At 70.7% G+C, this 24629-nt stretch carries 24 protein-coding genes and 1 pseudogene; 5 read left to right on the top strand and 20 right to left on the bottom strand.

Going from position 1 to position 24629, the window contains the following annotated elements; all coding sequences use genetic code 11:
* The first annotated feature begins 237 nt into the window (after window positions 1-237).
* The gene (locus tag HUO13_RS15820; RefSeq protein WP_211902096.1) at window positions 238-1368 is read left to right on the top strand and encodes a 2-methylaconitate cis-trans isomerase PrpF family protein; all 1131 of its coding nucleotides are present in this window, start codon (window positions 238-240) and stop codon (window positions 1366-1368) included.
* A 67-nt stretch (window positions 1369-1435) separates the two neighbouring features.
* Here HUO13_RS15820 and HUO13_RS15815 read toward each other — a convergent pair whose 3' ends face one another.
* Window positions 1436-1756, bottom strand: a complete 321-nt coding sequence (locus HUO13_RS15815; protein ID WP_211902095.1) for an EthD family reductase — start codon at window positions 1754-1756, stop codon at window positions 1436-1438.
* Window positions 1757-1835: 79 nt separating this feature from the next.
* A complete protein-coding gene (locus HUO13_RS15810) occupies window positions 1836-2960 on the bottom strand; it encodes an acyl-CoA dehydrogenase family protein (RefSeq protein WP_211902094.1) in 1125 nt (374 codons plus the stop codon).
* Between the two features lie 292 nt (window positions 2961-3252).
* Here HUO13_RS15810 and HUO13_RS15805 point away from each other — a divergent pair, with 292 nt between their 5' ends.
* Window positions 3253-5271: an FAD-dependent oxidoreductase gene (locus HUO13_RS15805; RefSeq protein ID WP_211902093.1), complete on the top strand. Its 2019-nt coding sequence runs from the start codon at window positions 3253-3255 to the stop codon at window positions 5269-5271.
* 74 nt (window positions 5272-5345) lie between these two features.
* Entirely contained in the window at window positions 5346-6104 is a 759-nt protein-coding gene (locus HUO13_RS15800; RefSeq protein WP_211902092.1) for an SDR family NAD(P)-dependent oxidoreductase, read from the top strand.
* 121 nt (window positions 6105-6225) lie between these two features.
* On the opposite strand, the gene HUO13_RS15795 is transcribed toward HUO13_RS15800, so the two are convergent.
* The 14 genes and pseudogenes from HUO13_RS15795 to HUO13_RS15735 all read right to left on the bottom strand — a co-directional run bounded on the left by HUO13_RS15795 (window position 6226) and on the right by HUO13_RS15735 (window position 18874).
* Complete coding sequence (locus HUO13_RS15795; RefSeq protein WP_211902091.1) at window positions 6226-7254, bottom strand: MBL fold metallo-hydrolase; 1029 nt, start codon at window positions 7252-7254, stop codon at window positions 6226-6228.
* A gap of 20 nt (window positions 7255-7274) precedes the next feature.
* The gene (locus HUO13_RS15790; protein ID WP_249124876.1) at window positions 7275-8777 is read right to left on the bottom strand and encodes a class I adenylate-forming enzyme family protein; all 1503 of its coding nucleotides are present in this window, start codon (window positions 8775-8777) and stop codon (window positions 7275-7277) included.
* A 131-nt stretch (window positions 8778-8908) separates the two neighbouring features.
* The gene (locus tag HUO13_RS15785) at window positions 8909-9307 is read right to left on the bottom strand and encodes a hypothetical protein (RefSeq protein WP_211902090.1); all 399 of its coding nucleotides are present in this window, start codon (window positions 9305-9307) and stop codon (window positions 8909-8911) included.
* A 20-nt stretch (window positions 9308-9327) separates the two neighbouring features.
* Window positions 9328-10143: an enoyl-CoA hydratase/isomerase family protein gene (locus HUO13_RS15780; protein WP_211902089.1), complete on the bottom strand. Its 816-nt coding sequence runs from the start codon at window positions 10141-10143 to the stop codon at window positions 9328-9330.
* A complete protein-coding gene (locus HUO13_RS15775; protein ID WP_211902088.1) occupies window positions 10140-10937 on the bottom strand; it encodes an SDR family NAD(P)-dependent oxidoreductase in 798 nt (265 codons plus the stop codon). The genes HUO13_RS15780 and HUO13_RS15775 overlap by 4 nt, the downstream gene beginning before the upstream one ends.
* Window positions 10934-11710: an SDR family oxidoreductase gene (locus HUO13_RS15770; RefSeq protein ID WP_211902087.1), complete on the bottom strand. Its 777-nt coding sequence runs from the start codon at window positions 11708-11710 to the stop codon at window positions 10934-10936. The genes HUO13_RS15775 and HUO13_RS15770 overlap by 4 nt, the downstream gene beginning before the upstream one ends.
* A complete protein-coding gene (locus HUO13_RS15765; RefSeq protein ID WP_211902086.1) occupies window positions 11707-12924 on the bottom strand; it encodes an acyl-CoA dehydrogenase family protein in 1218 nt (405 codons plus the stop codon). Before HUO13_RS15765 ends, HUO13_RS15770 begins: the two co-directional genes overlap by 4 nt.
* A gap of 59 nt (window positions 12925-12983) precedes the next feature.
* The gene (locus HUO13_RS15760) at window positions 12984-13943 is read right to left on the bottom strand and encodes a phosphotransferase family protein (protein WP_211902085.1); all 960 of its coding nucleotides are present in this window, start codon (window positions 13941-13943) and stop codon (window positions 12984-12986) included.
* Window positions 13940-15157, bottom strand: a complete 1218-nt coding sequence (locus HUO13_RS15755) for an acyl-CoA dehydrogenase family protein (protein WP_211902084.1) — start codon at window positions 15155-15157, stop codon at window positions 13940-13942. Before HUO13_RS15755 ends, HUO13_RS15760 begins: the two co-directional genes overlap by 4 nt.
* An 11-nt stretch (window positions 15158-15168) precedes the next feature.
* Complete coding sequence (locus tag HUO13_RS15750; protein ID WP_211902083.1) at window positions 15169-16311, bottom strand: thiolase family protein; 1143 nt, start codon at window positions 16309-16311, stop codon at window positions 15169-15171.
* On the bottom strand, window positions 16304-16591 hold the full coding sequence (locus HUO13_RS15745) for a Zn-ribbon domain-containing OB-fold protein (RefSeq protein WP_249125130.1): 288 nt from the start codon (window positions 16589-16591) through the stop codon (window positions 16304-16306). Before HUO13_RS15745 ends, HUO13_RS15750 begins: the two co-directional genes overlap by 8 nt.
* 15 nt (window positions 16592-16606) lie before the next feature.
* Window positions 16607-16693: pseudogene (locus HUO13_RS37450) on the bottom strand (zinc ribbon domain-containing protein); the annotation flags it as partial.
* A 4-nt stretch (window positions 16694-16697) separates the two neighbouring features.
* Window positions 16698-17486 (bottom strand): enoyl-CoA hydratase/isomerase family protein, encoded by a 789-nt coding sequence (locus tag HUO13_RS15740; RefSeq protein ID WP_211902081.1) that lies wholly within the window; start codon window positions 17484-17486, stop codon window positions 16698-16700.
* An 83-nt stretch (window positions 17487-17569) separates the two neighbouring features.
* Window positions 17570-18874 (bottom strand): MFS transporter, encoded by a 1305-nt coding sequence (locus tag HUO13_RS15735; protein ID WP_211902080.1) that lies wholly within the window; start codon window positions 18872-18874, stop codon window positions 17570-17572.
* A gap of 130 nt (window positions 18875-19004) precedes the next feature.
* Between HUO13_RS15735 and HUO13_RS15730 the strand changes: the two genes are divergently transcribed.
* Window positions 19005-20042, top strand: a complete 1038-nt coding sequence (locus tag HUO13_RS15730; protein WP_211902079.1) for an NAD(P)-dependent alcohol dehydrogenase — start codon at window positions 19005-19007, stop codon at window positions 20040-20042.
* A gap of 12 nt (window positions 20043-20054) precedes the next feature.
* On the opposite strand, the gene HUO13_RS15725 is transcribed toward HUO13_RS15730, so the two are convergent.
* Genes HUO13_RS15725 through HUO13_RS15715 form a run of 3 tightly spaced genes read right to left on the bottom strand, consistent with a single transcriptional unit; the run spans window position 20055 to window position 22515 of the window.
* Entirely contained in the window at window positions 20055-20426 is a 372-nt protein-coding gene (locus tag HUO13_RS15725) for a nuclear transport factor 2 family protein (protein ID WP_211902078.1), read from the bottom strand.
* Window positions 20427-20485: 59 nt separating this feature from the next.
* Window positions 20486-21634 (bottom strand): acetyl-CoA C-acetyltransferase, encoded by a 1149-nt coding sequence (locus HUO13_RS15720; protein ID WP_211902077.1) that lies wholly within the window; start codon window positions 21632-21634, stop codon window positions 20486-20488.
* A gap of 47 nt (window positions 21635-21681) precedes the next feature.
* Window positions 21682-22515 carry an SDR family NAD(P)-dependent oxidoreductase gene (locus HUO13_RS15715; RefSeq protein WP_249124874.1) on the bottom strand — a complete coding sequence of 278 codons (834 nt, stop codon included), beginning with the start codon at window positions 22513-22515 and terminating at the stop codon, window positions 21682-21684.
* A 227-nt stretch (window positions 22516-22742) separates the two neighbouring features.
* Here HUO13_RS15715 and HUO13_RS15710 point away from each other — a divergent pair, with 227 nt between their 5' ends.
* Complete coding sequence (locus HUO13_RS15710) at window positions 22743-23777, top strand: NAD(P)-dependent alcohol dehydrogenase (protein ID WP_211902076.1); 1035 nt, start codon at window positions 22743-22745, stop codon at window positions 23775-23777.
* Window positions 23778-23821: 44 nt separating this feature from the next.
* Here HUO13_RS15710 and HUO13_RS15705 read toward each other — a convergent pair whose 3' ends face one another.
* Entirely contained in the window at window positions 23822-24475 is a 654-nt protein-coding gene (locus HUO13_RS15705) for a TetR family transcriptional regulator (RefSeq protein WP_211902075.1), read from the bottom strand.
* Between the last annotated feature and the right edge of the window lie 154 nt (window positions 24476-24629).

The following is a 24629-nucleotide window of genomic DNA, read 5'->3' as shown; positions in this document are numbered from 1 at the left end:
CCGCCCGGCAATGAGCTGGCGCACACCCCCGCGCATGGATCGGTCACTGAATCGATACCTGGCTCGTCCACACCGGGCCCGTGCTGACCCTGGGTATCGGCGACAGCACCGCGCGGTTCCGGAACGCCATGGGACACAGCGGCGCCGCAGACGAGACCGTCGAGCCCGCGTGGCGCGAGCGAACTGCAACACTCGGCCCCGGATCGACGGCACCTGCCCAACCCAGACGGAGGGTTCATGAGCCAGCGTTGGATTCCGGCCGCGTTCGCCCGGGGCGGCACGAGCAAGGGGCTGTTCTTCCACGACCGCGACCTGCCTGCCGCCGGCCCCGAACGCGACGCCGTGTTCCTGTCGGCACTGGGCAGCCCGGACCCTTACGGACGGCAGCTCGACGGCATGGGTGGTGGCATCTCCTCGCTGTCGAAGGTGATCGTCGTGCGCACCACGGACCATCCCGACGCCGAGGTCGAGTACACCTTCGGGCAGGTCGACGTGCGCACCGCGGTGGTGGACCACTCGGCCAACTGCGGCAACCTGTCCGCGGCCGTCGGACCGTTCGCCGTGGACGAAGGACTCGTCGACGTATCGGATGGCCCGGTGACGATCCGGATCTTCAACACCAACACCGGAAAGCTGCTGCACGCGGCGTTCACCGTCCGCGACGGCGCGGCCGAAGTCGACGGCCCGATGAAGTTGCCCGGAGTGACCGGAACCGGTTCGCCGATCGAGCTGAAGTACCTCGACCCGGCGGGTTCGCGGACCGGGCGCCTGCTGCCCACGGGGTCGGCTGCCGAGCACCTGCGTACCGCGTCCGGCGACTACCGCGTCTCGCTGGTCGATGCCGCCAACCCGATGGTGTTCGTGGCCGCGGGTGATGTCGGCCTGGTGGCCACCGAGACCCCTGACGAGATCGAGGCCCGAGCGGAGATCATGGCCCGGCTGGACGACATCCGCCGCGCCGCCGCGGTGGCGATGGGGATGTGCGAGTCGGCCTCGTCCGCTCCGCTGGCCGCTCCCAAGGTCGCCGCCGTCGGGCCGCCGGCGGCGTACTCGACGCTCGACGGCGAGGTGATCGCCGAGGACGCGACCGACCTGCTGATCCGGGTCGTTTCGATGGGTCAGCTACACCGCGCGCTGCCGGGTACAGCGGCGCTGTGCTGTGCGGTCGCCTGCCAGGTTCCGGGCAGCGTGCTCGGCGAACTCGTTCCGGCCCCGCACTCCGGAACCGTGCGCCTTGGGAGCCCCTCCGGACCGGTCACAGCGGCTGCCGAAGTCGCGCAGGATGGCGACTCCGGTGTGCAGGCACGCAGCGCGTCGCTGTACCGCACCGCGCGAATGCTCATGCGCGGTGCGGTGGCGGTGCGTTGAGGTCGTCCGCACCGGCACCAGCGCCGAGACCATGAGCGCCACCGCCCCGGCGACCACGGCACACCGATCACCCGGTGTACATCTCCCGCTCGTGACCCATCACCGCGATGCGCCGGCCGCGCATGTCCCCGACCTGGGCCACGGCAGCCGCCCACTCCGGACTGGCCAACGCCGTGCGCAGGTCTTCCTCGCTGTCGAAGCTGAGCACGGACACCCCGTCCCACCCCTGCGACCGCGACTCCAGCGCCGAGTCGACGTCGGTGTGCCGCCACGCTCGCAACCCGGGCAGGCGGTAGGTCAGCTCGGCGTGTTCACCGCGCCACCATTCGATGAACTGCTCGTGCGTCCAGTCCGGCGGGCGTGAAGCAAGAAGGACGAGGTTGTACATGGCACCTCCGAGCTGGTGAAGGAGAACCGGCCGGGCAACGACCTGCCCTCGCGAATCTGTCGATGAACACGGCCCGGGGTCACGCCAGGGCGAGATGATCGCCGAGGTACCCCAGGTGATCGTCGGCGGTGCCGAGCAGGACCTCCGACGAACGCGCCCGCCTGAGGTACAGGTGAGCCGGGTGCTCCCAGGTGAAACCGATCCCGCCGTGCAACTGGACGTATTCGGCTGCCGCTCTCCGGAACGCCTGGGAGCACACCACCTTCGCCGCGCTCGCGGCGCACGTCGTCTCCGTTGACGCGGCGGTCACGCACGCGGTCGCGTAGGCGGCGGCCGAACGCGCGGCCTCCACCTCCACCAGCAGGTCGGCCAGCCGGTGCTTCACGGCCTGGAACGAACCGATCGCCCGCCCGAACTGCTTGCGTTGCAGGACGTAAGACACGGTGGCATCGAGCGCGTGCCCGCAGCCACCCGCCTGTTCGGCCGCCAGCGCCACGCGCCCGATGTCCAGCACCGTTCGCATCACCTCGACCGCACGGTCGCCCGGCCCACCGACCGCCGTTGCCGCGGCGCCGGTGAACTCGATCCGCGCCTGTCGCCGGGTGGGGTCGAGTACCTCACGCGGCGTCCGGGTGCACCCGCCCGCGGTCGCCTCCCACAGCAGCAGCCGCGGGCCCTGGGGCGAGCGGGCGTGCACCACGACCAGGTCGGCCCCGTGCCCGTCGAGCACGAAATCCGCGCCCCCGCGAAGCATCCACCCGGTCCGCGTCGACTCCGCGACGATGTCCGCACCATCGCCGAATCCGGCCACGGTCGCGGTAGTCGTACCGTCCGCGATGCCCGGCAGGTAGCGCGCGCGGGCGTCCTGGTCGTCGCTCAACAGCAGCGCCTGAGCGGCGAGCGCGAGCGTGGGCAGCAACGGTGCGCAGCACAGTGCACGCCCCGCCTCGCTCAGCACCGCCGCGAGCTCGGCGAAGGAGTACCCGGCACCGCCGTACTCCTCGGGGATCACCAGTCCCTGCACGCCGATCTCGGTGGCCAGCCGCCGCCACTGCAACTCGTCGTGTCCGCGCACGGATTCCGCGTGCTTGCCGACGTCGTCGGGCGACGAGGTCTCGGCGAAGAACTCCCGCAGCAGCTTCCGCAGCTCCGACTGTTCGGGGGTCTCCAGCAGCAGAGCAGGGTCGATGTTCAGGTCCCGCATCGAGCCTCCCGGCGGTGGGACCGTCCTCCCACCTCAAGTGAACTGAGTTGACTTCAGTTTAGGCGGGCCGGCTCCCCACGGCAAGGCGGACACCCTGTCGACCTTGACACGCCCACCGAGCCTTCCTATGTTCCAACTGAAGTTGGTTCACCTCGAGGTGCGGACTCCCCGCTGGATCGGTCTTTGGCGAACCTCAGAGAAGAAAGCCCTCAGCACGGCCACGATGCGCGTCCCGCGGCCCTCGGGCGCTGCCGCGCCGAGGCCTTCACCCTTCCACGCGAAGGAGGTAGCGATGGCCCATGCCGCGCAGCCGAACTCCGGGCACAGCACCGCGATGAGCGCGCCGCTGGCCGCGGCAAGACCTTTCGAGATCGCAGACCTACGTCTCCGGAACCGGCTGGTCGCCGTTGCGCACGCCACCGCAGCTGTCCTGGACGGCGCCCCGATGACGGCGGACACCGAGTACTGGCAGCGCCTCGGCCGAGGAGGCGCGAGCATGGTCATCACCGGCGGAACGGTCGTCGCACCAGAGTCGACGATCCGCCAGCGGTATCTGACCGAGGCGTGGCGCCCGGAGATCCGGGACGCACTGCGAGAACGCGCCGAGGCCATCACCTCGGCCGGAGCGGTCGCCCTCGCACAACTGGTGCACCTGGGCCGGGAAACGCTCGGAGCGGCGAGCCACTACGCACCCGTGTCCGCCGGCAGCGTCCGCTCGCCACGCGAACCCACCGCCCCCTCACCATTGACGGCGGGCGAAATCCGTCGCGTGGTGGACTGCTTCCGGATCTCCGCGTCCAACGTGGTCAGCGCCGGGTTCCACGGAGTGGAGCTCTCCGCCGGACACGGGTACCTGCTGGCCCAGTTCCTGTCCCGGGCGACCAACACACGCGCGGATGAGTACGGCGGGAGCCCCGACCGGCGCATCGCTCTGCTGTCGCAGGTGATCGACGCGGTGCGGGCCGAGATCGGTCCCGCGCCGATCGGGGTCCGGGTCTCGGTCGAGGGCGATGCCGAATCCGGCCTTGGGATCGACGATCTGCTCGACCTGATGCCGCGCCTGCTGAGCGCATCCCGTTTCGACTACCTCAACGTCACCACGGGAGTCCGCAACAACTACGTCCGGGACATGGCCACGCACACTCCGCCGCTGCTGGCGTGCGTGGACCGGCTGCGGTCAGCGCTCGCCGTGCCGCTGCTGGTGAGCCAGTCGTTCCGGACAACGGCCGACATCGAGTCCGCGTTGCACTCGGGAGCGGACCTGGTCGGTGTGGCGCGGGCGCTGATCGCCGATCCGGACTTCCCGCACAAGGTGTTGGCTGGCGCTGAGAGATCCGTCCGCCCGTGCACGGGGTGCAACGAGGACTGCCGCACGTTCGAGCCGACCGCGCTGTGCACCGTGAACCCCGAGTTGGCGCCTCCCGGCCTGACGCTTCGACCGGCCACACCGCACCTGCGAGCGCGGGCGCGGGCATCCGGGGGTACCGGAGTCGCCGTGGTGGGGGCCGGACCGGCGGGGATGGAGTGCGCGCTGACCCTCGGCCGGCGCGGCGTGCCGGTGGTGGTCTTCGACCACGCCGACGAGGTCGGCGGGCAGGCGCGCATCGCAGGCTCAGCTCCCTGGAGATCCGGATGGCAGCGCTTCCTCGACTACCAACGCGAGCAGCTCCACGACACCGGCGCCCGGCTCCTGCTCGGGCGTTCGCCAACCGCGTCCGCTCTGGCCGCGCACAGCCATGTCGTCGTCGCCACGGGTGCCGAGGAGGCCGCCGCCGACATTCCCGGCGAGGTCCCACCAGTGTCCAGCACCGAGTTCATCGCTCGGGCCGAGCAACTCACCAAGCGGGCTGACACCGTCGCGGTACTGGACGACGGATTCGGGTGGTGGCCCGGAATCAGCGCCGTGGAGGCCGCGCTCGCAGCCGGTGCGCGCGAGGTCGTGCTGATCACGCCCGGCCCCGGGTTCGCGTCCGGTCTGTCGCTGGAGAACCGGACACAGCTCCTGCAACGGCTCGAAAGGGCCCCGTTGCGGGTCATTCCCCTCACCACGGTCGTCGCGAGCACGAAACACCGGCTCACCCTCAAAGGCCTTCTGGACGACCGAAGGTCCTACGTCGAAGCGGACACGTTGGTCGTGGCCGGTGAACGCCGGCCGCGGGAGTTCGACCACATCGCCGCACAACACCAAACCGTGCGCGCCATCGGCGACTGCGTCGTCCCCCGCCGAGTCTCGCACGCCGTCGCAGAGGGCCGGGCGGCCGCCGAGGCGGTCCTCGCCGAGCTCGGCGTCACGGCATCCGGGCGGAGCTGACTCCTGCACCAGCCCGGGTGAGGAAACGTCCCGCTTTCCCCGAACATGAGCGAACACAACAGGAAGAGGCTGCCGTGGACGATCGACTGGCTCAGCACGTCGCACTGGTGACCGGAGCGACCGGAGGCATCGGCGCGGCCATCTCGCACCGGCTGGCCACCGAGGGTGCGACCGTGGTGGTCACCGACGTGGACCAGGACGCGTGCGACCGGCTCACCGCGCGGCTGGCCGACACCGGCGCACGGGTGGTGGGCATGCGGCTCGACGTCACCGACGAGGCCGCCTGGCAGCAGGTCGTCTCCAGGGTGCTCGAGGATCTCGGCTCCCTGGCCGTGCTGGTGAACAACGCCGGCATCGGCGAGGCGACCACGGTCGAGAGCGAGACCGCGGAGACCTGGGATCAGGTGACCGCGGTGACACAACGGGGCGTGTGGCTCGGCATGAAGTACGCGGGTCCGGCGATCGAACGCTGCGGGGGCGGATCGATCGTGAACATCGCGTCGATCTTCGGCACCGTCGGCGGGTTCGGGACGCACTTCTCCTACCACGCGGCCAAGGGCGCGGTCCGCCTGATGACCAAGAACGCCGCGCTGCACTGGGCATCCCGCGGCGTGCGGGTGAACTCGGTGCATCCGGGCTTCATCGAGACGGACCGGGCGCGCGGACTCTGGCACGGCACCCGGCGGCACACCGCCATGGTGGAGGGAACCCCGATGGGCCGTCTGGGGCAGACCCACGAGGTCGCCGCCGCCGTGGCGTTCCTGGCTTCCGCCGACGCCGGCTTCGTCACCGGCTCCGAGCTCTACGTGGACGGTGGGTGGACAGCGCGGTAGAAGCCAGGCACCTCGTTCCGGTGGAGGGTCCGGAACGAGGTGCTCGCCGCGCCGGCCGGAGCCTTCCGGCCATGCACTGCCACATCACCCGGTGCTCGGGCCGGGAACAGGTGTCACAGCCTCATGTCCTCGTGTACCGCGTCACCCCGGCGACGACCTCGGCCACCACCTGCCCACGTTGGACCAGCACGTCGAGGTGAGCGGCGGTCTCGTTGACCGCGAGCATCTGGTTGAAGGCGTTGAGGTCGGCGAACGGGATCTCGCGCCTGGTCCACCTCAGCCCCTGCGCGACGCCGTACGCATCACTGGTGCTCCGGCCGAGCACGTCCGCGGTGCTTGCGAACCGCGTCTCGTGGTGCGCCAGCAGCTCAGCGACTCGGGCGTGCACGCTGCCACCCGCAGGTCCGTGCGCGGGAAGCAGATCCACGTCGGCGAACGTGGTGAGCAAGCGCAGCGAATCCAGGTAATCCGCGAGCGGCGTACCGGGCCCGGCGAGCTCGAAGCCGATCGACGGGGTGATGTGCGGAAGCACGTGGTCTCCGGAGAACAGCAGGCCGCGCTGCTCGTCGAGGTACACGACGTGGCCCCTGGTGTGGCCGGGCGTCGGTATGACGCGCAGAGCACGTCCCGCAACCCGGATGGTCCCCGGCCCCAACCACCGATCCGGCGGCTCCCAGACACTCGCGTCGAAGGGGGTGCACTCCATGTCGCGCAACAGGCGCTCAGCCAGATCCTCGGCTCCGGAACGCCGCAACGTGTCGAGGGAGCTGACCGGCACGTCCGTGCGCAGCTCGTCGAGCATCTCCAGGCCCGGCCGCTCACCGGCGCCGAGGCAGACCCTCGCCCCGACCGACCTGCGCAGCTCGACGGCCTGGGTGTAGTGGTCGCGATGGACGTGGGTGACCAGGACGTGGCTGATCTCGCCGAGGTCGCGCCCGAGCGTCGCCAGACCGTCCTCGAGGACTCGGCGCGACTCCGGAAGCGCCCAGCCACCGTCGATCAGGACGAGGGCGTCCTCCTCTTCCAGCACGTACACGTTGACCGCACGCAGGCCGTCGTTGGGCAGCGGCAGCGGAATCCGGTGCACCCCGGGCCGGACCGTTTCGACGCCTGCGCGGGCCCACAACCCCCGGTCCAGGTTCGTTGCCACGTTGTTCCCTCCGCTGGTGTTCAACCGCTGCCCGGTAGCCGGGAGTGCAGTTCGTGTGCGAGGTCGCGTGCGGACCGCCGGTCCAGCTTGCCCACAGCGGTCTGCGGCAAGTCATCGACGGTGAACACGAACTCGGGCCACTTCGTCTTGGACAGCCCGACCTCGTGCAGGTGCCGGGTCGCGTCCTCGAGCTCGAAGCGCCCGCCGTCGGCGGTCACGACCAGGGCTGCGACCCGCTCACCGAGAACCGCGTCGGGCACCGGGATGACGCAGACCCCGGCCACGCGCGGGTGGGTCGCAACCGCCCGCTCGATCTCGGTGATGTCGATGTTGCGCCCACCGCGGATGATCACGTCCTTCTCCCGGCCCATCACGCTGATGGCGCCGTCGTCGTGCACCCGCACCAGGTCCCCGGTCGGGAAGAACCCGTCCGCGGTGAGCGCCGGAGGATCGAGCTTGCCCTCGCGGGCGTATCCGAGGAACAGCGAAGGCCCGCGGACCTGCGCTCGCCCGACCTCGCCCCGAGCGACCGGAGTGCCTGTTTCGTCCACAGCGCGCACCTCCGTGCCTGGGAAGGGAGTACCGTCCCTGCCCAGCCTGGTCTCCTCCGGGTCGTTCGGACGCGGCGACGTGTGCCCCAGGCATTCGGACATGCCGAAGACCCGCAGGATCCGCGTGCCCAGCGACTGCTCCGCGCGCGCGAGCACCCCGGCCTCCATCGGCCCTCCGCCCACCGTGATCGACCGCATCCCCTCCAGCGCGCGTGAGCCCGCCGCGGCGGCTCCGAGCTGCAGTGCCATGGTCGGCACGCACATGGTCCACCGCACGTTCGCCTCGGCCATGCGAGCCAGCACCGAAGTGGGCTCCCACTTCCCGCAGAGCACGAGCGGGCCTGCGAGCATCAGGCTGAGGTAGACGCCGAAGCAGTAGGCCGCGGCCGAGGACAACGGCACGATCGCACCCACCGCGTCACCTCGCCGCAGTCCGTTGATGTCGATGCTGTGGCCGCAGGCGTACCGCAGCGCCTCCTCGGACTGCACCACGCCCTTGGCGCGTCCGGTCGAGCCCGAGGTCAGCCCGATCAACGCGCCGCCTGACCACCGGGAGACGTCCGGGGTCCCGCCGGAAGACAGGCACACCCAGCCATCCAGCACGGCGTGTGCTTCCCACGCCGGGAACGACGCGGGCACCCCCCACTCCCGCATCGCCGAGGGTTCGGCGACCACGGCATCGGGCTGGAGGTCCTCGATGACGGCGGCGAACTCGCTGTGCGTCGTGTGGCGGTTGACCACGGCGACGACTCCCCCACCCGTTCCCACGGCGAGCGTCGCCGCGACCGTGCGCCACGAGTTGTCCGCCTGGACGACCACGGTCCCGGCACCTCGCTCACCGCCCAGGGCGCCGGCGAGCTCGTCGGCCCGCGCGAGCAACTGCCGTGCCGTGTGCTCGCGCGAGTCGTCGATCACCGTGACGAAGTCGGACTCCTCGGCCCGTTGCCGGAACTCGCGCACTAGTCGTCGCACGTCGCACCCCTCACATTCTTCTGCGCACCACCACGCAGCAACACGAGTTCCAAGACGCCTCCTTGCGTCGGTCGTGTCCGTCTGCAGCCGAGGCCATGCCCCGGGCTCGCAGCGAGGCCGGGAACGCGGAACTAGTGTGCGCTCCGAATCGCCTGTTCTCCCGGCTCGAAGCGCACGCCTGGTGACCGGCCGACGAGGAAGCGCTCCAGGCGTCCGGAGGGCCCGACCCTGCCTGCGGCGACGAAGCTCGCCACCGGCACGCCGCCGCGCCGGACCTCGCCGAGGAACAGTTCGTCGCTTCCCGTGGAGCTGGCCGCCACCAGGTGGTGGGTGAGCACTCCCCGCTCCCGTTGCTCCAGGTAGTGCTCGAGAGCCGGACGGCCTCCGGAGAAGTCCGTCGCGCCGTCGTCGGTGGAGAACAGGATGGAGAACTGGAAGTCGTCGCTGATCAGGTCGAGAATCCTGGCTGGTTCGTCGCTGTCCATGATCTCGAACCAGGCGGTCAGGAACGGTGCTGGTCTCTCGGACATGTCGGCCTTCCTGTCATCGCTCACCGCTGCGGTTCCCGCCGCGGTCGGTCCGCGCCCTGGCGGTGGAAGCGGGGTGGGCGCTTGGTGAGGAACGCATCGACCCCCTCGACGCCCTCGGGGGACACCGCCGCCGCGGACAGCGCCCGCGCCTCCCGGTCCAGGTGGACGCCGAGCGCGCTCGAAAGCCCCTGGGCGACCAGCCGTTTCGTGACGCCGAACGAGTTCGTGGCACCCTCCGCGAGCTGACCGGCGAGCTGCTGCGCGTCGTCGACCAGCGTCGCACCATCCAGCACGCGGGTCACCAGTCCCATCGCCGCCGCCTCGCCTGCCGAGATCCGCGGGTTGGTCAGCAGCAGCTCCATGGCGCGTTTCGGCCCGACCAGGCGTGGTAGCGACCAGGTCACCCCCGCGTCCGGCGAGTAGCCGATGCCGGTGTAGGCGAGCACGAACGTCGCGTCCTCGGCTGCGAGCAGGATGTCCGCGGCGGCGGCCAGACCGACTCCGGCACCGGCGACCGCTCCGTGCACCGCGGCGATGACCGGAGCGTCCATCGAAGCGAACACCAGCAGCGCCTCGTGCAGGGCATCGGTCACCGCCATCAGGTGATCGTGGCGCTCCTGCCCTTCCATCGCGGCGAACTCGCGCAGGTCCCCACCGACGCAGAAGGAGCGACCCTCGCCCCGCAGCAGCACCACGCGGACATCCGCGTCGCAACACGTCGTCGCCGCGCCCAGCAGCGCCCGCGCCATCGCGAGGTCGATCGCGTTGCCTGCTTCGCCGCGACACATCACGACGTGTGCGACGGAGTCCCGAACCTCCACCTGGACCCGGCTCATCGGGCCGTCCAGCCGCCGTCGACGGCCAGCACCTGGCCCGTGCAGTAGGACGAGGCGTCCGAGGCGAGGAACAGCAGTGCTCCGTCGAGCTCAGCACCGTCGCCGCCCCGGCCGAGCATGGTGTTGCGCGTTACCCACCGGTTCGAACGCTCGTCGGCGAACAGCGCCTCGGTCATCTCCGAGCGGAACCATCCGGGCGCCAACGCGTTGACCCGCACCCCGGCGCCACCCCACTGGCCGGCGAGCTCCCGCGTCAGGCCGATCAGACCGGCCTTGGACGCCGCGTAGCTCGCTCCGCCGAGCGGTGCCGCGGACACCAGGCCGAGGATGGAGGAGACGTTCACGATGCTCTTGCCTGCCGCCGGCGCTCCGGCTTCGGCCATCAGGCGGGCGAGGTGGAAGGGCGCGACGAGGTTGACCGCGAGCACGTCGGTGAAGTCCCGCGCCGACTCCTCGGCCGCCCGGGTGGAGCCCGACATCCCCGCGTTGTTCACCAGCACGTCCAACCGGCCCGTCTCCTCGTGCACGGCGTCGACGAGGCGTGCCCGGTCGTCCTCCCGGCTCACGTCGCAGGAGACCGGCCGGATCCGGTCATCGCCGGCGGCCAGCGCACTCAGCCGGTCGAGCCTGCGGGCCGCGGCGAACACGGTGGCACCGGCAGCCGCGAGCACGGCGGCGAAACGGGCCCCCAGACCCGACGACGCTCCGGTCACGACCGCCGTCTTACCGCGCAGGGTGAACAGCTCACCGGTCGGGCGGATCGGGGGCAGCCCGTCACCCGTCGTCGGGCTCATCCCTCCACCCCGATCGGCAGGGCCAGCGCGCCGCCGTCCAGGACCAGGGTCTGCCCGGTCATCCAGGAGGACGCGTCGGAGGCCAGGAACAGCGCCGCGTCGGCCACGTCTTCAGGCGTACCCAGCCTGCGCAGCGGAAGCTTCTCGGTCAGGATCGGCTCGCGCACCTCCCACACCGCACGGGCCAGCTCCGTCTTGATCAGGCCGGGGGCGATGGCGTTGACGCGGGCGGCCGGTCCCAGCTCGTAGGCGAGCTGGCGGGTGAGGTGCAGCATCGCGGCCTTGGTGGCGTTGTAGTAACCGATGTGCGGGTCGACGACCAGGCCGCCGACCGAGGCGATGTTGATGACGGCCCCGCCGTGCTCGGCCATCCACGCGTGCCACGCGCAGCGCGTCCAGGCGATCATCCCGTACTGGTTGACCCGCACCGTCTTCTCGGCCCGCGACAGGTCCAGGTCGATCAGGTCGCCGTTGTACGGGTTGGTCGCCGCGTTGTTGACCAGGACGTCGAGCCGGCCGAAACGCTCCATGGTCTCGTCGGCGCACCGCTGCGCCTGGTCCGGTTCGCCCGCGTTGGCCACGACCGTGTGCACGTCACCGGCGGCCGCCACGCCCAGCAGCTCGCTGCGCGCTTCGGCAAGACCGTCGGCCTTGCGCGCGGCGAGCACCACGTGCGCACCCGCGGCCCGGTAGGCGTGTCCGATCGCCAGCCCGATACCGCGGGAACCGCCGGTGATCACCGCGACCCTGCCGTCCAGAACCCCTCCGGTCATGCCGTGTCCGCCTTCCGGTACTTGTCGAGCTCGTGCCTGGCCACCGTGCGCAGGTGCACCTCGTCTGGACCGTCGGCGATGCGCAGTGCGCGACTGATCGCGAACAGCCGCGCCAGGACGGTGTCGTCGCTGACCCCGGCCGCGCCGTGCGCCTGCACCGCGCGGTCGACGACGTCGTGGGCGACTTCCAGGGCGGCGACCTTGATCGCGGCGACCTCCGTTCTGGCCGCCGAGTTGCCCGCGGTGTCCATCAGCCAGGCCGACTTGAGCACCAGCAGGCGCAGCTGCTCGACCTCGATCCGGCTGCGCGCGATCCATTCGCGCACGACGCCCTGGTCGGCGAGCGGTCTCCCGAACGCCACGCGGTCCAGCACGCGCCGGCACATCAGCTCCAGTGCCCGTTCGGCGAAACCGACCGCGCGCATCGCGTAGTGCATCCGGCCGGGCCCAAGCCGTCCCTGCGCGAGCGCGAAGCCCTCCCCCTCGCCGCCGAGGATGCTCGTCGCGGGCACGCGGACGTCCTCGAAGAGCACTTCGCCGTGTCCGAGCCGGTCCGTGTAGCCGAACATCGGGAGGTCTCGCAGCACCGTCACCCCGGGGGTGTCCCTCGGGACGAGGAGCATGCTCTGCTGCCGGTAGGCCGGTGCCTCGGGATCGGTCACGCCCATCAGGATGATCAGCTTGCAGTCCGGGTCGAGGATGCCGGAGGTGTACCACTTGCGGCCGTTGACCACGTAGTCGTCGCCATCGCGGGTGATGCGGGTGCGGATGTTGCGCGCGTCCGAGCTCGCCACGTCCGGTTCGGTCATCGCGAAGCAGGAGCGGATCCCGGCGTCCAGCAGCGGCCGCAGCCACCGTTCCTGCTGTTCCGGTGTTCCGTACAGGGACAGCAGCTCCATGTTCCCGGTGTCGGGTGCCGAGCAGTTGAAGACCTCCGGCCCGATGATGGACCTGCCTGCGAGCTCGGCCAGCGGCGCGTAGTCGAGGTTGGTGAGACCCGCTCCCCAGTCGCCGTGCGTGAGGAACAGGTTCCAGAGCCCTTCCGCACGGGCTTTCTCCTTCAGCTCCCGCATCACCGGGGGCAGTGCGTGCGGATCGGCGGCTTCGGCGAGCTGCCGGTCGTACACCGCCTCGCCGGGGAAGACGTGCTCCTGCATGAACGACCGCATGCGCTCGATGAGATCCTGCGCACGCGGGGAGAACTCGAAGTCCACCGTCGCCTCGTTTCGGTCGGGCCTGCTTGCACTGCCTGGCTGCCGTGTCGCGGACCGGCTCACCCGAGGATGTCCCGGGCCGTTCGGATCAACGCCGAGATCGTGGGCGGCAGGCGCTCCTGATCCGGGTCGTGGCGCCTGCCTTCCCGGTGGCGGCGCAGGTTGTGGCCCATGATCGCGGCCATCTTCATCCGGCACAGCGCCCGGAACCAGTCCATCGCCGGGAGCTCCGGTGCCCCGTCGAGGTAGGCTGCGAGCAGCTCGGGCTCGGTGGGCAACCCCCTGGTTTCCCTTCCCACACCGGGAAAGTTGCGATGGTCGCCGAAGAGCAGGAACCAGCCGAGGTCGGTACGCGGATCGCCCAGGCTCCAGATCTCCCAGTCCAGCACGGCCACGGCTCGCTCACCGCGACACAGGACGTTGCCGAGCCGGAAGTCTCCGTGCACCAGCACCGGTGGCAGATCCGCCGGCACGTTCTCCCCGAGGCGGCGCAGGAGCTCCTCGGCCCCGGGTCGCAGTTCGCGCGGAACCGCGTGCATGGTGCGGCTCCACCGCTCCACCTCCCCGGCCGCGCTCAGCGGTTCCGGCACATCGGGGCCGAGGCGGGCCGGATCGACGCCGTGCAGTCGCCGCAGCACCCCGGCCAGCTCGAGCATGCGCATACGTGCCACGTCCGCAGGCACGTGCTCGTCGTCGAGCACCGGTTCGATCGCCTCGCCCGCGACGAACTCCATGGCGAACCAGGCCGGAACCCTCTCGTCGACGGCGACGACGGCGGGCACCGGGACCGCGGAGCCGTCCAACGCGCGCAACACCCGAGCCTGGCGGAGCATGTCGTTGCGGCCGACCGGCCGCTCGCGGGGCGGGACCGCTTTGACGACGTAGCGGTTCGGCCCGGCCGTGACCTGGTAGGTCAATCCCGAGTGTCCCCCGGCGAGCGGCTTGAGATCCCCCACCGGCTGCCCGAACGCCTCCCGGACCCGGGCGGCCAGTTCCGCTTCCTCGGCGCCGACCGTCATCGCGCCTCCTTGGGGAGTCCGAGGACGCGCTCGGCGAGGATGTTTCGCTGGATCTCGTCGGTACCGCCGGCGATGCTGTACCCGGGTGCGCCGAGCAGGTGCTCGGTCCAGGCGTAGGTCCCCCACTGACCCGTGTCGGCGACCAGGCTCGGACCGAGGAGTTGCAGCGCGAGATCGCTCGTCCTGCGCATCGTCTCGGTGGCGTAGAGCTTGCCCACCGACGCCTCTGCGCCCGGCTCCCGGCCCGCGACCAGGGCGGCGGTCACCCGCAGTCCGATGATCCGCTGCACCAGCGTCCGCACGAACAGATCCGCGGCCCGGTGCCGCTCGGCTCCGGTGAGCGGGCGGGGCAGGTGGCGTGCCAGCTCGACGGCGCGGTCGGCGTTGCCGAGCCCGAGGGAACCCGAGTCCAGCCGCTCGGCCGCCAGCACGGTCAGGGTGACCCGCCACCCCTGGCCCACCTCACCGAGGCGGTCGGTGTCGGGTACCACCACGTCGTCGAGGTAGACCTCGTTGAAGCTGCTGCCGCCGGTCATCTGCCGGATCGGTCGCACCGTCACCCCGGGGGCGTCCATGCGCACCAGGAACACCGTGATCCCGGCGTGCTTGGGCACCTCGGCATCAGTGCGGCACACCGCGACTCCCCAGGTGGCGACGCCGGCACCGGAGGTCCACACCTTGTGCCCGTTGAGCACCCACCGGTCGCCGTCGCGCACCGCGCGGGTCCGCACCGCGGCCAGGTCCGATCCGGCCTCGGTCTCGGAGAACAGCTGGCAGGCCAGCTCGTCCGTGCGCAGCATCGGGCGGATCCACCGGGCCTTCTGCTCCGGCGTGCCCCAGATGCCGATGGCGGGGGCGACGAGCTGCCGGGTGACCGGGAAGAGCTCGGTGCGGCGCGGCACCTCGAACCCGGACTCCTCGGCGAGGTAGAGCTGCTCGTAGGACCCGGGCAGCCCGCGCCCGTTGAACTCCTCGGGCCAGCTCAACGCTCCCCAACCGTGGTCGAACCTCGTCCGCTCCCAGCAGCGGATGCGCTCGGTGTGCTCCCGCTCCTGCTCGGCGCTCCAGTTCTCGAACACCGCCACGGAGTCGTCACCGGTGCCCCACTCGCCCTCCGGCGGTCGCGGCCGGGCCACGGTCGCCAGCCACGCGCGGGCCTCGGCGCGGAACTCGTCCGGATCCGGGATGCCGTTCATGCTCTCCACACCCTCCATGTGCCACCCCGTCAACGGGCCAGGACCGTGCAGGCGCTCACGCCGGGCGCCCCGTAGACGTGGGTGAACCCGACGCTCGGCCGCCCGGGCACCTGGCGGTCGCCTGCCCGGCCCCGCAACTGCTGCACGACCTCGTGGACCTGGCGCAGACCCGAGGCGCCGATGGGCTCCCCGTTGGCGATGCACCCGCCGTCGGTGTTGACCGGCAGCGCACCACCGATCTCGGTGGCGCCCGACCGGATCCACTGCTCCTGCTCGCCGTCGGCGCAGAACCCGCACTCGGCCATGTGCATCACCTCGGCCCCGCTCTCGGTGTCCTGCAACTGGCAGACGCCGACCTCGTCCGGGCCGATCCCGGCCGCCTCGAACGCCGCGGTCGCCGCGTCCCGGCTGACGCTGGTGAGAGCACCGGCCGGGATCCACGGGCTGAACACCTCGAAGGAGCCGAACCGCCTCGACCGCACCACCGCGGCTCGCAGCGTGACCGGGTCGCCACCGATGCTCCTGGCCAGCCGCGGCGAACACAGCACGAGCGCGGCGGCGCCCTCCCCCGGCGAGCAGAACATGTAGCGGGTCAGCGGATCGTTGACCATCCCCGAGTCCAGGATCTCGTCCGCGCTCAGCTTCGTCCGCCGCCAGGCGCCGGGGTTGAGGCTGCCGTTGCGGTAGGCCTTCTCCGCCACCAGCGCCAGGGTTCTCGGCGTGATGCCGTGGTCGTGCACGTAGCGCTGGATCTTCATGCCGAAGAACTGGGTCGTGACCATCAGCCCGTCGCGCCCGTAGGCTTCGTCGAGGCCCCAGTCCTGCGGTCTCGGGTCGAACGCGCCTCTCGGGTGCTTGTCGAAGCCCACGACCACGGCCACGTCGGTCATCCCGGAACGGATGGCGTTGACCGCCGACACCAGCGCGCTTCCGCCGGTGGCGCAACCGTTCTTGACGTTCACGAACGGCACACCGGTCAGTCCCAGTTCGGCCACCAGGGTGTCGGCCAGTCCGGCGGCGTCGCTGCCGCCGAACGCCGCACCCACCCGCGACCACGGAACTCCGGCATCGGCCAGGGCAGTGCGCACCGCGTCCACGGCGTGCCTGCGACCAGTGGCGTCCGACCGGCCGAACCGGGAGATGCCGGCACCGACGATCAGCACCTCATCCATGATCTCCTCCACTGGCGGTGCCTGCGGTCCGCTCGACCGCACTGGCTCGCGGTACACCGTCGGCCACCCCGATCCGCAACGGCATCCCGATCCGGAGCGAGGCGAGATCCGGCACGTCGAGCACCGCCATGACGCGCACGCCCTCCGGCAGCTCCACGTAGCCGACCGCGAACGGCTCGAACCCGCCCTCAGGTGCCACGAACGGCGGCGACTTCGGGGCGACGCGCTGGACCGTCCAGGTCCACAAGGTGCCCGAAGTGGACAGGACGGTCCCGGACATCGACTCTCCGCAGCGGGGACATGTGTCCACCGCCGGGTACACCACTACCGCGCACGCGGCGCAGGAGGCGCCGCGCAGCTCCTGGGATGGCCGCACCGACATCGGCTCAGCGACCCGTCCACTTGGGGTCGCGCTTCTCCAGGAACGCCGACACTCCCTCGGCGGCGTCCTGCGAGTTCAGCGTGACCCCGACCGCGAGGTGCTCCATGACCATCAACGAGTGGACGTCGGCGTCCAGGCTGCGGTCGATGGTCATCTTGGTGATCCGCATCTGGAACGGGCTCTTGTCGGTCAGGTGGCCGATGAACTCCTCGACCGCGGCGTCCAGTTCCTCGGCGGGCGCCGAGGAGTTGATCAGGTTGAAGTCGGCGGCCTCGACGCCGGAGAGCAGCTTGCCGGTGAGCATCAGCTCCTTGGTCTTGCGAATGCCGATCATCCGCGGCACCCGGTAGATCGGGCCCGCGCCGCCGAACAGCGCGCGGCGGATGTGGAAGTCGCCGATCTTGGCGTCGTCGGCCGCGATCGCGAAGTCGCACGAGATCATCAGCTCGAAGCCGCCCGCGGTGACGTGCCCCTCCAGCACCGCCACCGACGGAGTGTTCATGGAGTACAGCCGGTCGCAGATCTTGGCGGAGATGACCGCGACCTCCATCGCCGTGCTGCTGCCGATGTACTCCTCCTGCAGCGCGTCGAGGTCGAAGCCCGAGCAGAACGTCCCGCCACGACCGCGCAGCACCAGCACGCGCAACTCGGGGTCGGCGTCGACCTCGGTGATGATCTGGTCGAGCCGCTCGAGGATCGGCACGGTGACGCAGTTCTTCTTCCACGGCCGGTTGAGCCAGACCCGGGCGACGTGGCCGTCGCGCTCGAACTGGATCTCCTCGTTGTCCGCCACGGTGTCCTCCAAGAGTTGAACTGAATTCAGTACAAGTCTGCTGGGCCGCCACGGCCCTGTCAAGCAGGACCGCGGGCCCGCTGCTAGCGGTACTTCCGGATGCCGAGCAGGGTGGCGATCCCGATGACGCAGACGGTCATCACGAAGAACGACGGGGAAAGCACGTTCCCCGTCCGGTCGATGAGGTAGGCCGCCGCGTAGGGCGCCGTGCCGCCGGCGACGATGTTGCCGAGGTTGTAGCCGACGGCCATCCCGGTGTAGCGCACCCTGCGCTCGAACAACCGCGGGAACAGGCTCGCCGCGGGCGACTGGATCAACGCTCCCCACCCCATGTACAACAGGTAGGCGACCCCGGCCAGGGCGAGGCTCTGTTGCCCCATGAGCATCAGCGCGGGGTAAGTGGTCACCAGCAGGCCCACGAACCCGACGAGCATCACGTTGCGCGAGCCGAAGCGTCCGGCCAGCCAACCGGCGGGCAGCATGAGCAGCACACCGGCGAGCACCACCAGCGCCGACAGCCAGTGCACCTGCGTCGCGTCGTAGCCCAGGTTCGCCGACAGGTAGATGTTCATGTAGGTCAGCCCCAGGAAGAGGCAACCGGTCTGCGCCACGGTCACGCCGAGGGTCTGCAACATGGCCACGCGGTGGGTGGCGAACGCCTCTCGCATCGGCGCGGTGGGCAGGTCCGCGCGGCGGGACGCGGCCGCGAACTCGGGCGTGTCCTCGATCCGCAGCCGCGCCCACAGGCACAGCAAGGTCAGCGGGATGGCGAGCAGGAACGGCACCCGCCATCCCCACTCGGCCATCTGCGGCTCGGTGGTGAGCGCCGACACCGCACCGGCCACGACGGCGGCGACCGCGAACCCGAGGTTCGACCCGATGTAGTTGAAGGAACCGAGGAAGGCACGGCGCTTCATCGGCACCGACTCGTAGACGTAGGTGATCGAACCGACGGCCTCGCCCCCGGCCGAGAAGCCCTGGGCCAGCCGCGCGACGAACAGCAGCACCGCGGCCGCGATACCGATCTGGTCGTAGGTCGGCAGCAGCCCGGTCGCGCTGGCGGCGACCCCCATGCACACCACCGACGAGATGAGCGCCGTGCGCCGGCCCATGCGGTCACCGAGCAGGCCGAAGAAGATCCCGCCCACGGGCCGCGCCAGGAACGCGGTTGCGAACACCGCGAGCGCCGCGAGCAGGGAGGTGGTCGAGTTGCCCGCCGGGAAGAACTGCGGTGCGATCACCACCGCGAGATAGCCGTAGAGGCTGAAGTCGTAGTACTCGATGAGATTCCCGAGAGCACCGGCCGTCGCCGCCCGGCGCACGGCCTGCGGCTTGAAGACGACGGCGGGATCGGCCTCCGAAGACCCTGATTGCTGAGCAGAGCGCATGGCCTGACTCCCTTGGCCGGCTTGGACACGCGTCTTGGCGATGGGCGGAAAAGCTACAGAACTGAACTCAGTTGGTCAACGAGTACTCGAACTGAGTTCAGCTTGGTAGATTGGTGCCGTGCCTTCACCCATGACAGCGGTACGCCTGCCCGGCTGGGGACGTTCGCCGGTCGTCACCGAGCTGCCCCGGCCGGTTCCCCGCGACGGCCAGGTCCTCGTGCGCGTGGAAGCAGTCGGCCTGTGCCACTCGGACCTGCACGTCATCGACGCGGCACGCGGGGCCATGCCGTTCCGCCCACCGTTCACCCTCGGGCACGAGGTCGCCGGACGGATCGCCGCGGGCGGGCCCTCGGCGGCGGTGACCGTCGGCGAGCGAGTCGTCGTCCACGGCCCCTGGGGCTGCGGGAGTTGCCCCCGGTGCGCGCGAGGGCGCGACAACTACTGCGACCGCAGATCCGAGCTGTCCTGGGCCGGCATGGGCCTGGGCGTCGATGGCGGGATGGCCGACCACGTTCTCGTGCCGTCCACCAAGCACCTGGTCCCCATCGGTGAGCTGGACGCCGGCGAGGCCGCTCCGCTGACCGACGCGGGGCTGACCTCCTACCACGCGATCGCGGGCATTCGTCCCCGTCTCGACGAGGACTCGACCGTCGCGGTGATCGGAATCGGCGGTCTCGGACACCTGGCGGTCCAGCTGATCCGCGCGCTGACTCCCTGCCGGGTGATCGCCGTCGACGTGCGCGACGAAGCCCTCGCCCTCGCCGAACGTTCGGGAGCGCATCTCAGCACCAAGGCGACGGCGGACACGAGCCGCGTTCTGCGCGCCACGACCGGGGGCGCCGGCGTCGACGCGGTGCTCGACTTCGTCGGCAGCCGCTCGACACTCGACCTGGGCGCCCGCGGTCTGCGCTCCGACGGCGACCTCGTCCTGGTCGGCAGCAGCGGCGGAGAGCTCACCGTGCGCAAGCCCGGCTCGCTGCCTCCGGGATGCAGGATCTCGCTGCCGTTCTGGGGCAGCCGGGACGAGCTCGCCGACGTCGTCGCCCTCAGCCGCGCGGGAGCGCTCAGCGCCGAGGTGCAACGGTTCCCGCTCACGGCTGTCCATGAAGCGATATCCGCCCTGCGCAACGGAAACCTCGCCGGTCGCGCGGTGCTCATCCCCGGCTGAGCGGAGCGGTTCTCACTCGCCGGGCCGCTGAACCTCGTCCGCGCCGAAAAGCCGGAACTCCTGGTCGAAGTGCACCAGGTAGCGCTGCATGCGACCGGACTGGGAAAGCCGTGCCGACGCCAGGAACGCGCCGGTCTCCACGTCGTCGTCGGTGACCACTCCGTAGACCGCTTCGAAGTCGGCGTGCGAGCTCGCCTCGATGATGTGGTGCCGCCTGGTGACGTCGGGACGACGGGACACATATCCCCACAGCTCGTCCTTGGACGTCCCGCTGACCGGCCCGGACGGCAACGCCAGCAGGAAGCCGACGTCGGCCTCGACGAGGTCCATGGCCGTGCGCGGGTCGTCGCTGTCGAGCCGAGCCATGTACTCGGGAATCAGCATGAGTGCTCCAGGATGCCGACGGGCGGGGATCTTCGTTCAGCGGCGAGCGTAAGGGGTGGTCAAAGACGCTCCACCAGCGTCGCGTTCGCCATGCCGCCCCCTTCGCACATGGTCTGCAAGCCGTACCTCCCGCCGGTGCGACCGAGGTTGTGGATCATCGTGGTCATGAGCCTGGCCCCGGTCGCGCCGAGCGGGTGACCCAACGCGATGGCACCGCCCAGGACGTTCGTCCTCGACCAAGGCGCTCCGGTCTCCTTCTGCCAGGCGAGCACGACGGAGGCGAACGCCTCGTTCACCTCGAACAGGTCGATGTCGTCGATCTTCAGCCCAGCCTTCGCCAGCACCGCCTCCGTCGCGGGGATCGGGCCGGTGAGCATGAACACCGGGTCGGACCCGACGACCGCCATCGTGTGGATCCTGGCCAACGGCGTCAGCCCATGAGTCCGGACCGCCTCCTCCGAGGCGAGCAGCAGTGCTGCCGCACCGTCGGAGATCTGGCTCGACACCGCGGGTGTGACCCGGCCGCCCTCCCGGAGCGGCTTGAGACCGGCCATCTTCTCCAGGGAGGTGTCCGGCCGCGGCCCCTCGTCGGCGACGACACCGCCCACCGGCACGATCTCAGCCGTGAACGAGCCGTCCTCGACCGCGGCGAGGGCGCGCTGGTGGCTGTCCAGTGCCATCCGCTCCATGTCCTCGCGCGAGATGCCCCACTTGCCCGCGATGAGCTCCGCACCGCGGAACTGGGAGATCTCCTGGTCGCCGTAGCGTTCGCGCCAGCCGTCGCCGGCGTAGGGGAACCCCATGCCCTCCCGCTGCCCGACGACGGCAGGGCTTGCGATCGGCACGCGGCTCATCACCTCGACGCCACCGGCGACGACGAGGTCCTGGGTCCCGGACAGCACCGCCTGCGCCGCGAAGTGGATCGCCTGCTGAGCGGAGCCGCACTGGCGGTCGACGGTGGTGGCCGGGACGGACTCGGGCAGCCCCGCGGTCAGCCACGCGTTGCGGGCGACGTTGGCGCTCTGCGCACCCATCTGGCCGACGCACCCGAAGATCACGTCGTCGACCGCGGCCGGGTCGATCCCGGTCCGCTCCACCAGTGCGGCCAGAACCCGGCCGCCGAGGTCGTTCGGGTGAACAGCGCCGAGCCCACCACCGCGACGACCGACCGGTGAGCGAAGCGCCTCGACGACGTAGGCCTCAGGCATGGGAGTCTCCGAATCTAGCGAGAGGGGAACCTGGAAGGGTGCTTGTGTCAGGCGGTGAACCGGCCGCCGTTGGCCAGCAGGACTCCGCCGACGACGTTGACCGCTTCGTCACCGGCCAGGAAGAGCGCGAGCGCGGCCATCTCGTCCGCCGTGGCGTAGCGCGAGAACGGCGATCCGGGTGCGACCTGCTTGAGGATCTCCGGCGTGCGCCGGGCCATCCCCGTATCCGTCGGCCCGGGAGCGAGCACGTTGACCCGCACATCGTGGGCGATGACCTCTTTGGCGACCGACTGCGCCAAGGCGTGCACGCCTGCTTTCGCGGCCGCGTAGTGGGGATGGGACACGGGGGCGTCGAAGGACGACGAAGAACCGACGAGCACCACGCTGCCCGACTTCCGCGCGCACATGTGCCGGACGGCTGCGCGCAGCACGTGGAACGCGCCGGTGAGGTTGACCGCGATCATCCGCTGCCAGACCTCGTCCGACAATCCGCCGATGAGCTCGAAGGGGTGGCCGCCTTCGAGGGCATCGGCCAGCTTCTGCTTGGCGGCGGGGTCGTCCACCCCTGCGGCGTGGATCACCACGTCGAGCCTGCCGTGTTCACCGGCGAGCGCGTTCACCACGTCGTCGACGCTCGCCGAGTCGGCGACGTCGAGCGCGGCCGGGTGCGCCTGCGCGACACCCTCGGCGGCTGAGGCCGCGGCCTCGGCATCGATGTCGGCGAACACGACGTGGGCCGCCCCTCTACTGGCGAGCAGCCGGGCCGCGGCACGGCCGATCCCACTCCCCGCACCGGTCACCAGCGCGACTTTTCCCGCGAAAGCGTCGAGGTCGTGGTTCACGGTCGCCTCCTCCACGTACACGTCAGCAGTGGTTGCCATGACACGGAATCCGCGGCTGACCGGCTGCCGCTGTCCGCCCCAGCGCCTCACGCCCCGACAGCCACCGCGGCTCCGGTGGAAACTAACAGAAGTGAATTCAGTTGTATAGCGTCCGGCGCCGCGCCTTGACAGCGCCCAGGGGACCTGGTTCTCTCCGTCCGAACCGAACTCGGCTCAGCGCAGATCGTCCTGGTGCCGACGACCACTCCGCCGGACAAGGAAAAGCCATGCCGGAGTTGATGACGGCCTATCGCGCTCTCGGTCCGGGGCGCGCTCCCGAACTGGTCTCGATCCCCAGGCCCGTACCCGGCCCGGGGCAGGTGCTGCTGCGGGTCGGCGGTGCCGGCCTGTGCGGGACGGACCTGGAAGTCGTGCACGCGGGCGTGGGCAGCCTGCCCTTCACCCGCCCCTTCACGCTCGGCCACGAGAACGCGGGCTGGGTCGCGGACCTGGGCGCCGGCGTCGAGGACCTGGAGCCCGGCCAGGCCGTCGTCGTGTCGGCCATCCAGTTCTGCGGTGCGTGCGACCACTGCACGGCCGGGCACGAGAACCACTGCCGGAGCCTCAGTTGCCGCGGGCTGGCCGAAGACGGCGGGTTCGCTCCGTACATGGTCGCCGACCGCCGCCAGGTCGTGGAACTCGCGACATTGCTCCCCAAGCACGCCGCTCCCCTCGCGGACGCGGGGCTCTCCGCGTACCACGCGGTGTCCAACGCCGTTCGCCACTCGGACCGCGCTGAGACCATCGCGTTGATCGGCGTCGGCGGACTCGGCGGCTTCGCCGTCCAGTACGCCAAAGCCCTGACACAGGCCCAAGTGATCGCCGTCGACCGCAGCGAGCAGCGCCTGCGCGTCGCGCGTGATCTCGGAGCAGACCACGCGCTCGAGTCCGACGACCACTGGGGTGACCGGATCACCGAGCTCACGCGTGGACGTGGTGTCGACGCCGTCGTGGATTTCGTCGGGTCCGACGAGACGCTGCGCACCGCGGTCGAGATCACCCGGGGCCGCGGCGCGGTCGTCGTGTGCGGCCGAAGCGGGGGCGTGCTGCCTTTCAGCCGCGCCCTGGTCGAACCCGGGATCGCGGTCATGAGCTCACGCGGGGGCTCCATGCGGGATCTGGAGCACGTCGTGCGGATGGCGGAGTCAGGCGTGTCCCGCGTGGAGATCGAGGAGTTCGCGCTCAGCGACATCCCGCAGGCGATCGACCGCCTGCGGGAGGGCCGGCTCACCGGTCGTGCCGTGGTGACGTTCCCGGCCTAGCATTCGGTCCCACGATCCCGGGCCGGAAGCGGCCACCGGGGAACTCAGCTCTTCCTGGTGCTCCTGGGCGCCCGCACCCGCACCATCCGCAAGCAGGAGTCGGTGATCACCTCGGTGATCTCCTCCAGGCTCGTCGAGCCGTCGGACCGGTACCACCGCCACACGCTCACCACCAGTCCGAGCACGAGCCGTGCGGTGATGACCGGGTCGCGTTCGAGGAAGACGCCCTTGTCGATCCCGCGCTGGACCAGCTCCGCCCATTCCGCCTCGATGTCGCGCACGAGCTCGCGGCACGCCTGCCGCTCGGCCTCCTCGCGCTTGGACTGGCGCGGCGTGGACAACAGGTCCATGTGGTTGTGCAGGATCCGCCGCTGCAACGCCTCGCGCTCGGTGGCCTCGTAGGCCGAGGCGATCGCGGCCTTGAGAGCCCGGGTGGGGTCGGCGACAACGGAGGTGGCCTCGCGGAATCCCACGAGGCTGCTGTCGAGCTGCATGCGCATGATCGTGAGCAGGCAGTGCGACTTCGACTCGAAGTAGTGGTACAGCGCGGTCTGCCCGATTCCGACCTGGTCGGCGACGGTCGCCCACTTCGTGTGCTCGAAACCCACCGCGCCGAAGTGGTCGATCGCCGCGTCGAGGATGACCTTGCGCTTCGACCGCGAACTCTCCCGGCTCGCCACTGACCCTGCCTTCGACATCCCGCGTCCTCACCCGTCCGAGCTCTGCCACATCACGACCGCGGGTACCGATGCTAGTCGATCTGACCTGAACTCGGCTCGGCTGGGATGGCCGACGCCGTGTGGGCTCCCGAGCGCCTGCGGAGCCCCGGGCGGCCCTCGGCGACCCGGGACA

This window comes from Saccharopolyspora erythraea, assembly GCF_018141105.1.
Lineage (GTDB): Bacteria > Actinomycetota > Actinomycetes > Mycobacteriales > Pseudonocardiaceae > Saccharopolyspora_D > Saccharopolyspora_D erythraea_A.
Note: the sequence above shows the minus strand (reverse complement) of the source record. Positions and strands in the feature narration are given on the sequence as shown.

Excerpts from the sequence above, each read along its gene's own strand:
- HUO13_RS15745 (WP_249125130.1), bottom strand. The coding sequence starts at position 16,591 with ATGTCCGGGACCGTCCTGTCCACTTCGGGCACCTTGTGGACCTGGACG.
- HUO13_RS15815 (WP_211902095.1), bottom strand. The coding sequence starts at position 1,756 with ATGTACAACCTCGTCCTTCTTGCTTCACGCCCGCCGGACTGGACGCAC.
- HUO13_RS15760 (WP_211902085.1), bottom strand. The coding sequence starts at position 13,943 with ATGACGGTCGGCGCCGAGGAAGCGGAACTGGCCGCCCGGGTCCGGGAG.
- HUO13_RS15750 (WP_211902083.1), bottom strand. The coding sequence starts at position 16,311 with ATGGATGAGGTGCTGATCGTCGGTGCCGGCATCTCCCGGTTCGGCCGG.
- HUO13_RS15705 (WP_211902075.1), bottom strand. The coding sequence starts at position 24,475 with ATGTCGAAGGCAGGGTCAGTGGCGAGCCGGGAGAGTTCGCGGTCGAAG.
- HUO13_RS15730 (WP_211902079.1), top strand. The coding sequence starts at position 19,005 with ATGACAGCGGTACGCCTGCCCGGCTGGGGACGTTCGCCGGTCGTCACC.
- HUO13_RS15725 (WP_211902078.1), bottom strand. The coding sequence starts at position 20,426 with ATGCTGATTCCCGAGTACATGGCTCGGCTCGACAGCGACGACCCGCGC.
- HUO13_RS15710 (WP_211902076.1), top strand. The coding sequence starts at position 22,743 with ATGCCGGAGTTGATGACGGCCTATCGCGCTCTCGGTCCGGGGCGCGCT.
- HUO13_RS15755 (WP_211902084.1), bottom strand. The coding sequence starts at position 15,157 with ATGGAGGGTGTGGAGAGCATGAACGGCATCCCGGATCCGGACGAGTTC.
- HUO13_RS15720 (WP_211902077.1), bottom strand. The coding sequence starts at position 21,634 with ATGCCTGAGGCCTACGTCGTCGAGGCGCTTCGCTCACCGGTCGGTCGT.
- HUO13_RS15820 (WP_211902096.1), top strand. The coding sequence starts at position 238 with ATGAGCCAGCGTTGGATTCCGGCCGCGTTCGCCCGGGGCGGCACGAGC.
- HUO13_RS15805 (WP_211902093.1), top strand. The coding sequence starts at position 3,253 with ATGGCCCATGCCGCGCAGCCGAACTCCGGGCACAGCACCGCGATGAGC.
- HUO13_RS15735 (WP_211902080.1), bottom strand. The coding sequence starts at position 18,874 with ATGCGCTCTGCTCAGCAATCAGGGTCTTCGGAGGCCGATCCCGCCGTC.
- HUO13_RS15785 (WP_211902090.1), bottom strand. The coding sequence starts at position 9,307 with ATGTCCGAGAGACCAGCACCGTTCCTGACCGCCTGGTTCGAGATCATG.
- HUO13_RS15780 (WP_211902089.1), bottom strand. The coding sequence starts at position 10,143 with ATGAGCCGGGTCCAGGTGGAGGTTCGGGACTCCGTCGCACACGTCGTG.
- HUO13_RS15775 (WP_211902088.1), bottom strand. The coding sequence starts at position 10,937 with ATGAGCCCGACGACGGGTGACGGGCTGCCCCCGATCCGCCCGACCGGT.
- HUO13_RS15770 (WP_211902087.1), bottom strand. The coding sequence starts at position 11,710 with ATGACCGGAGGGGTTCTGGACGGCAGGGTCGCGGTGATCACCGGCGGT.
- HUO13_RS15810 (WP_211902094.1), bottom strand. The coding sequence starts at position 2,960 with ATGCGGGACCTGAACATCGACCCTGCTCTGCTGCTGGAGACCCCCGAA.
- HUO13_RS15715 (WP_249124874.1), bottom strand. The coding sequence starts at position 22,515 with ATGGCAACCACTGCTGACGTGTACGTGGAGGAGGCGACCGTGAACCAC.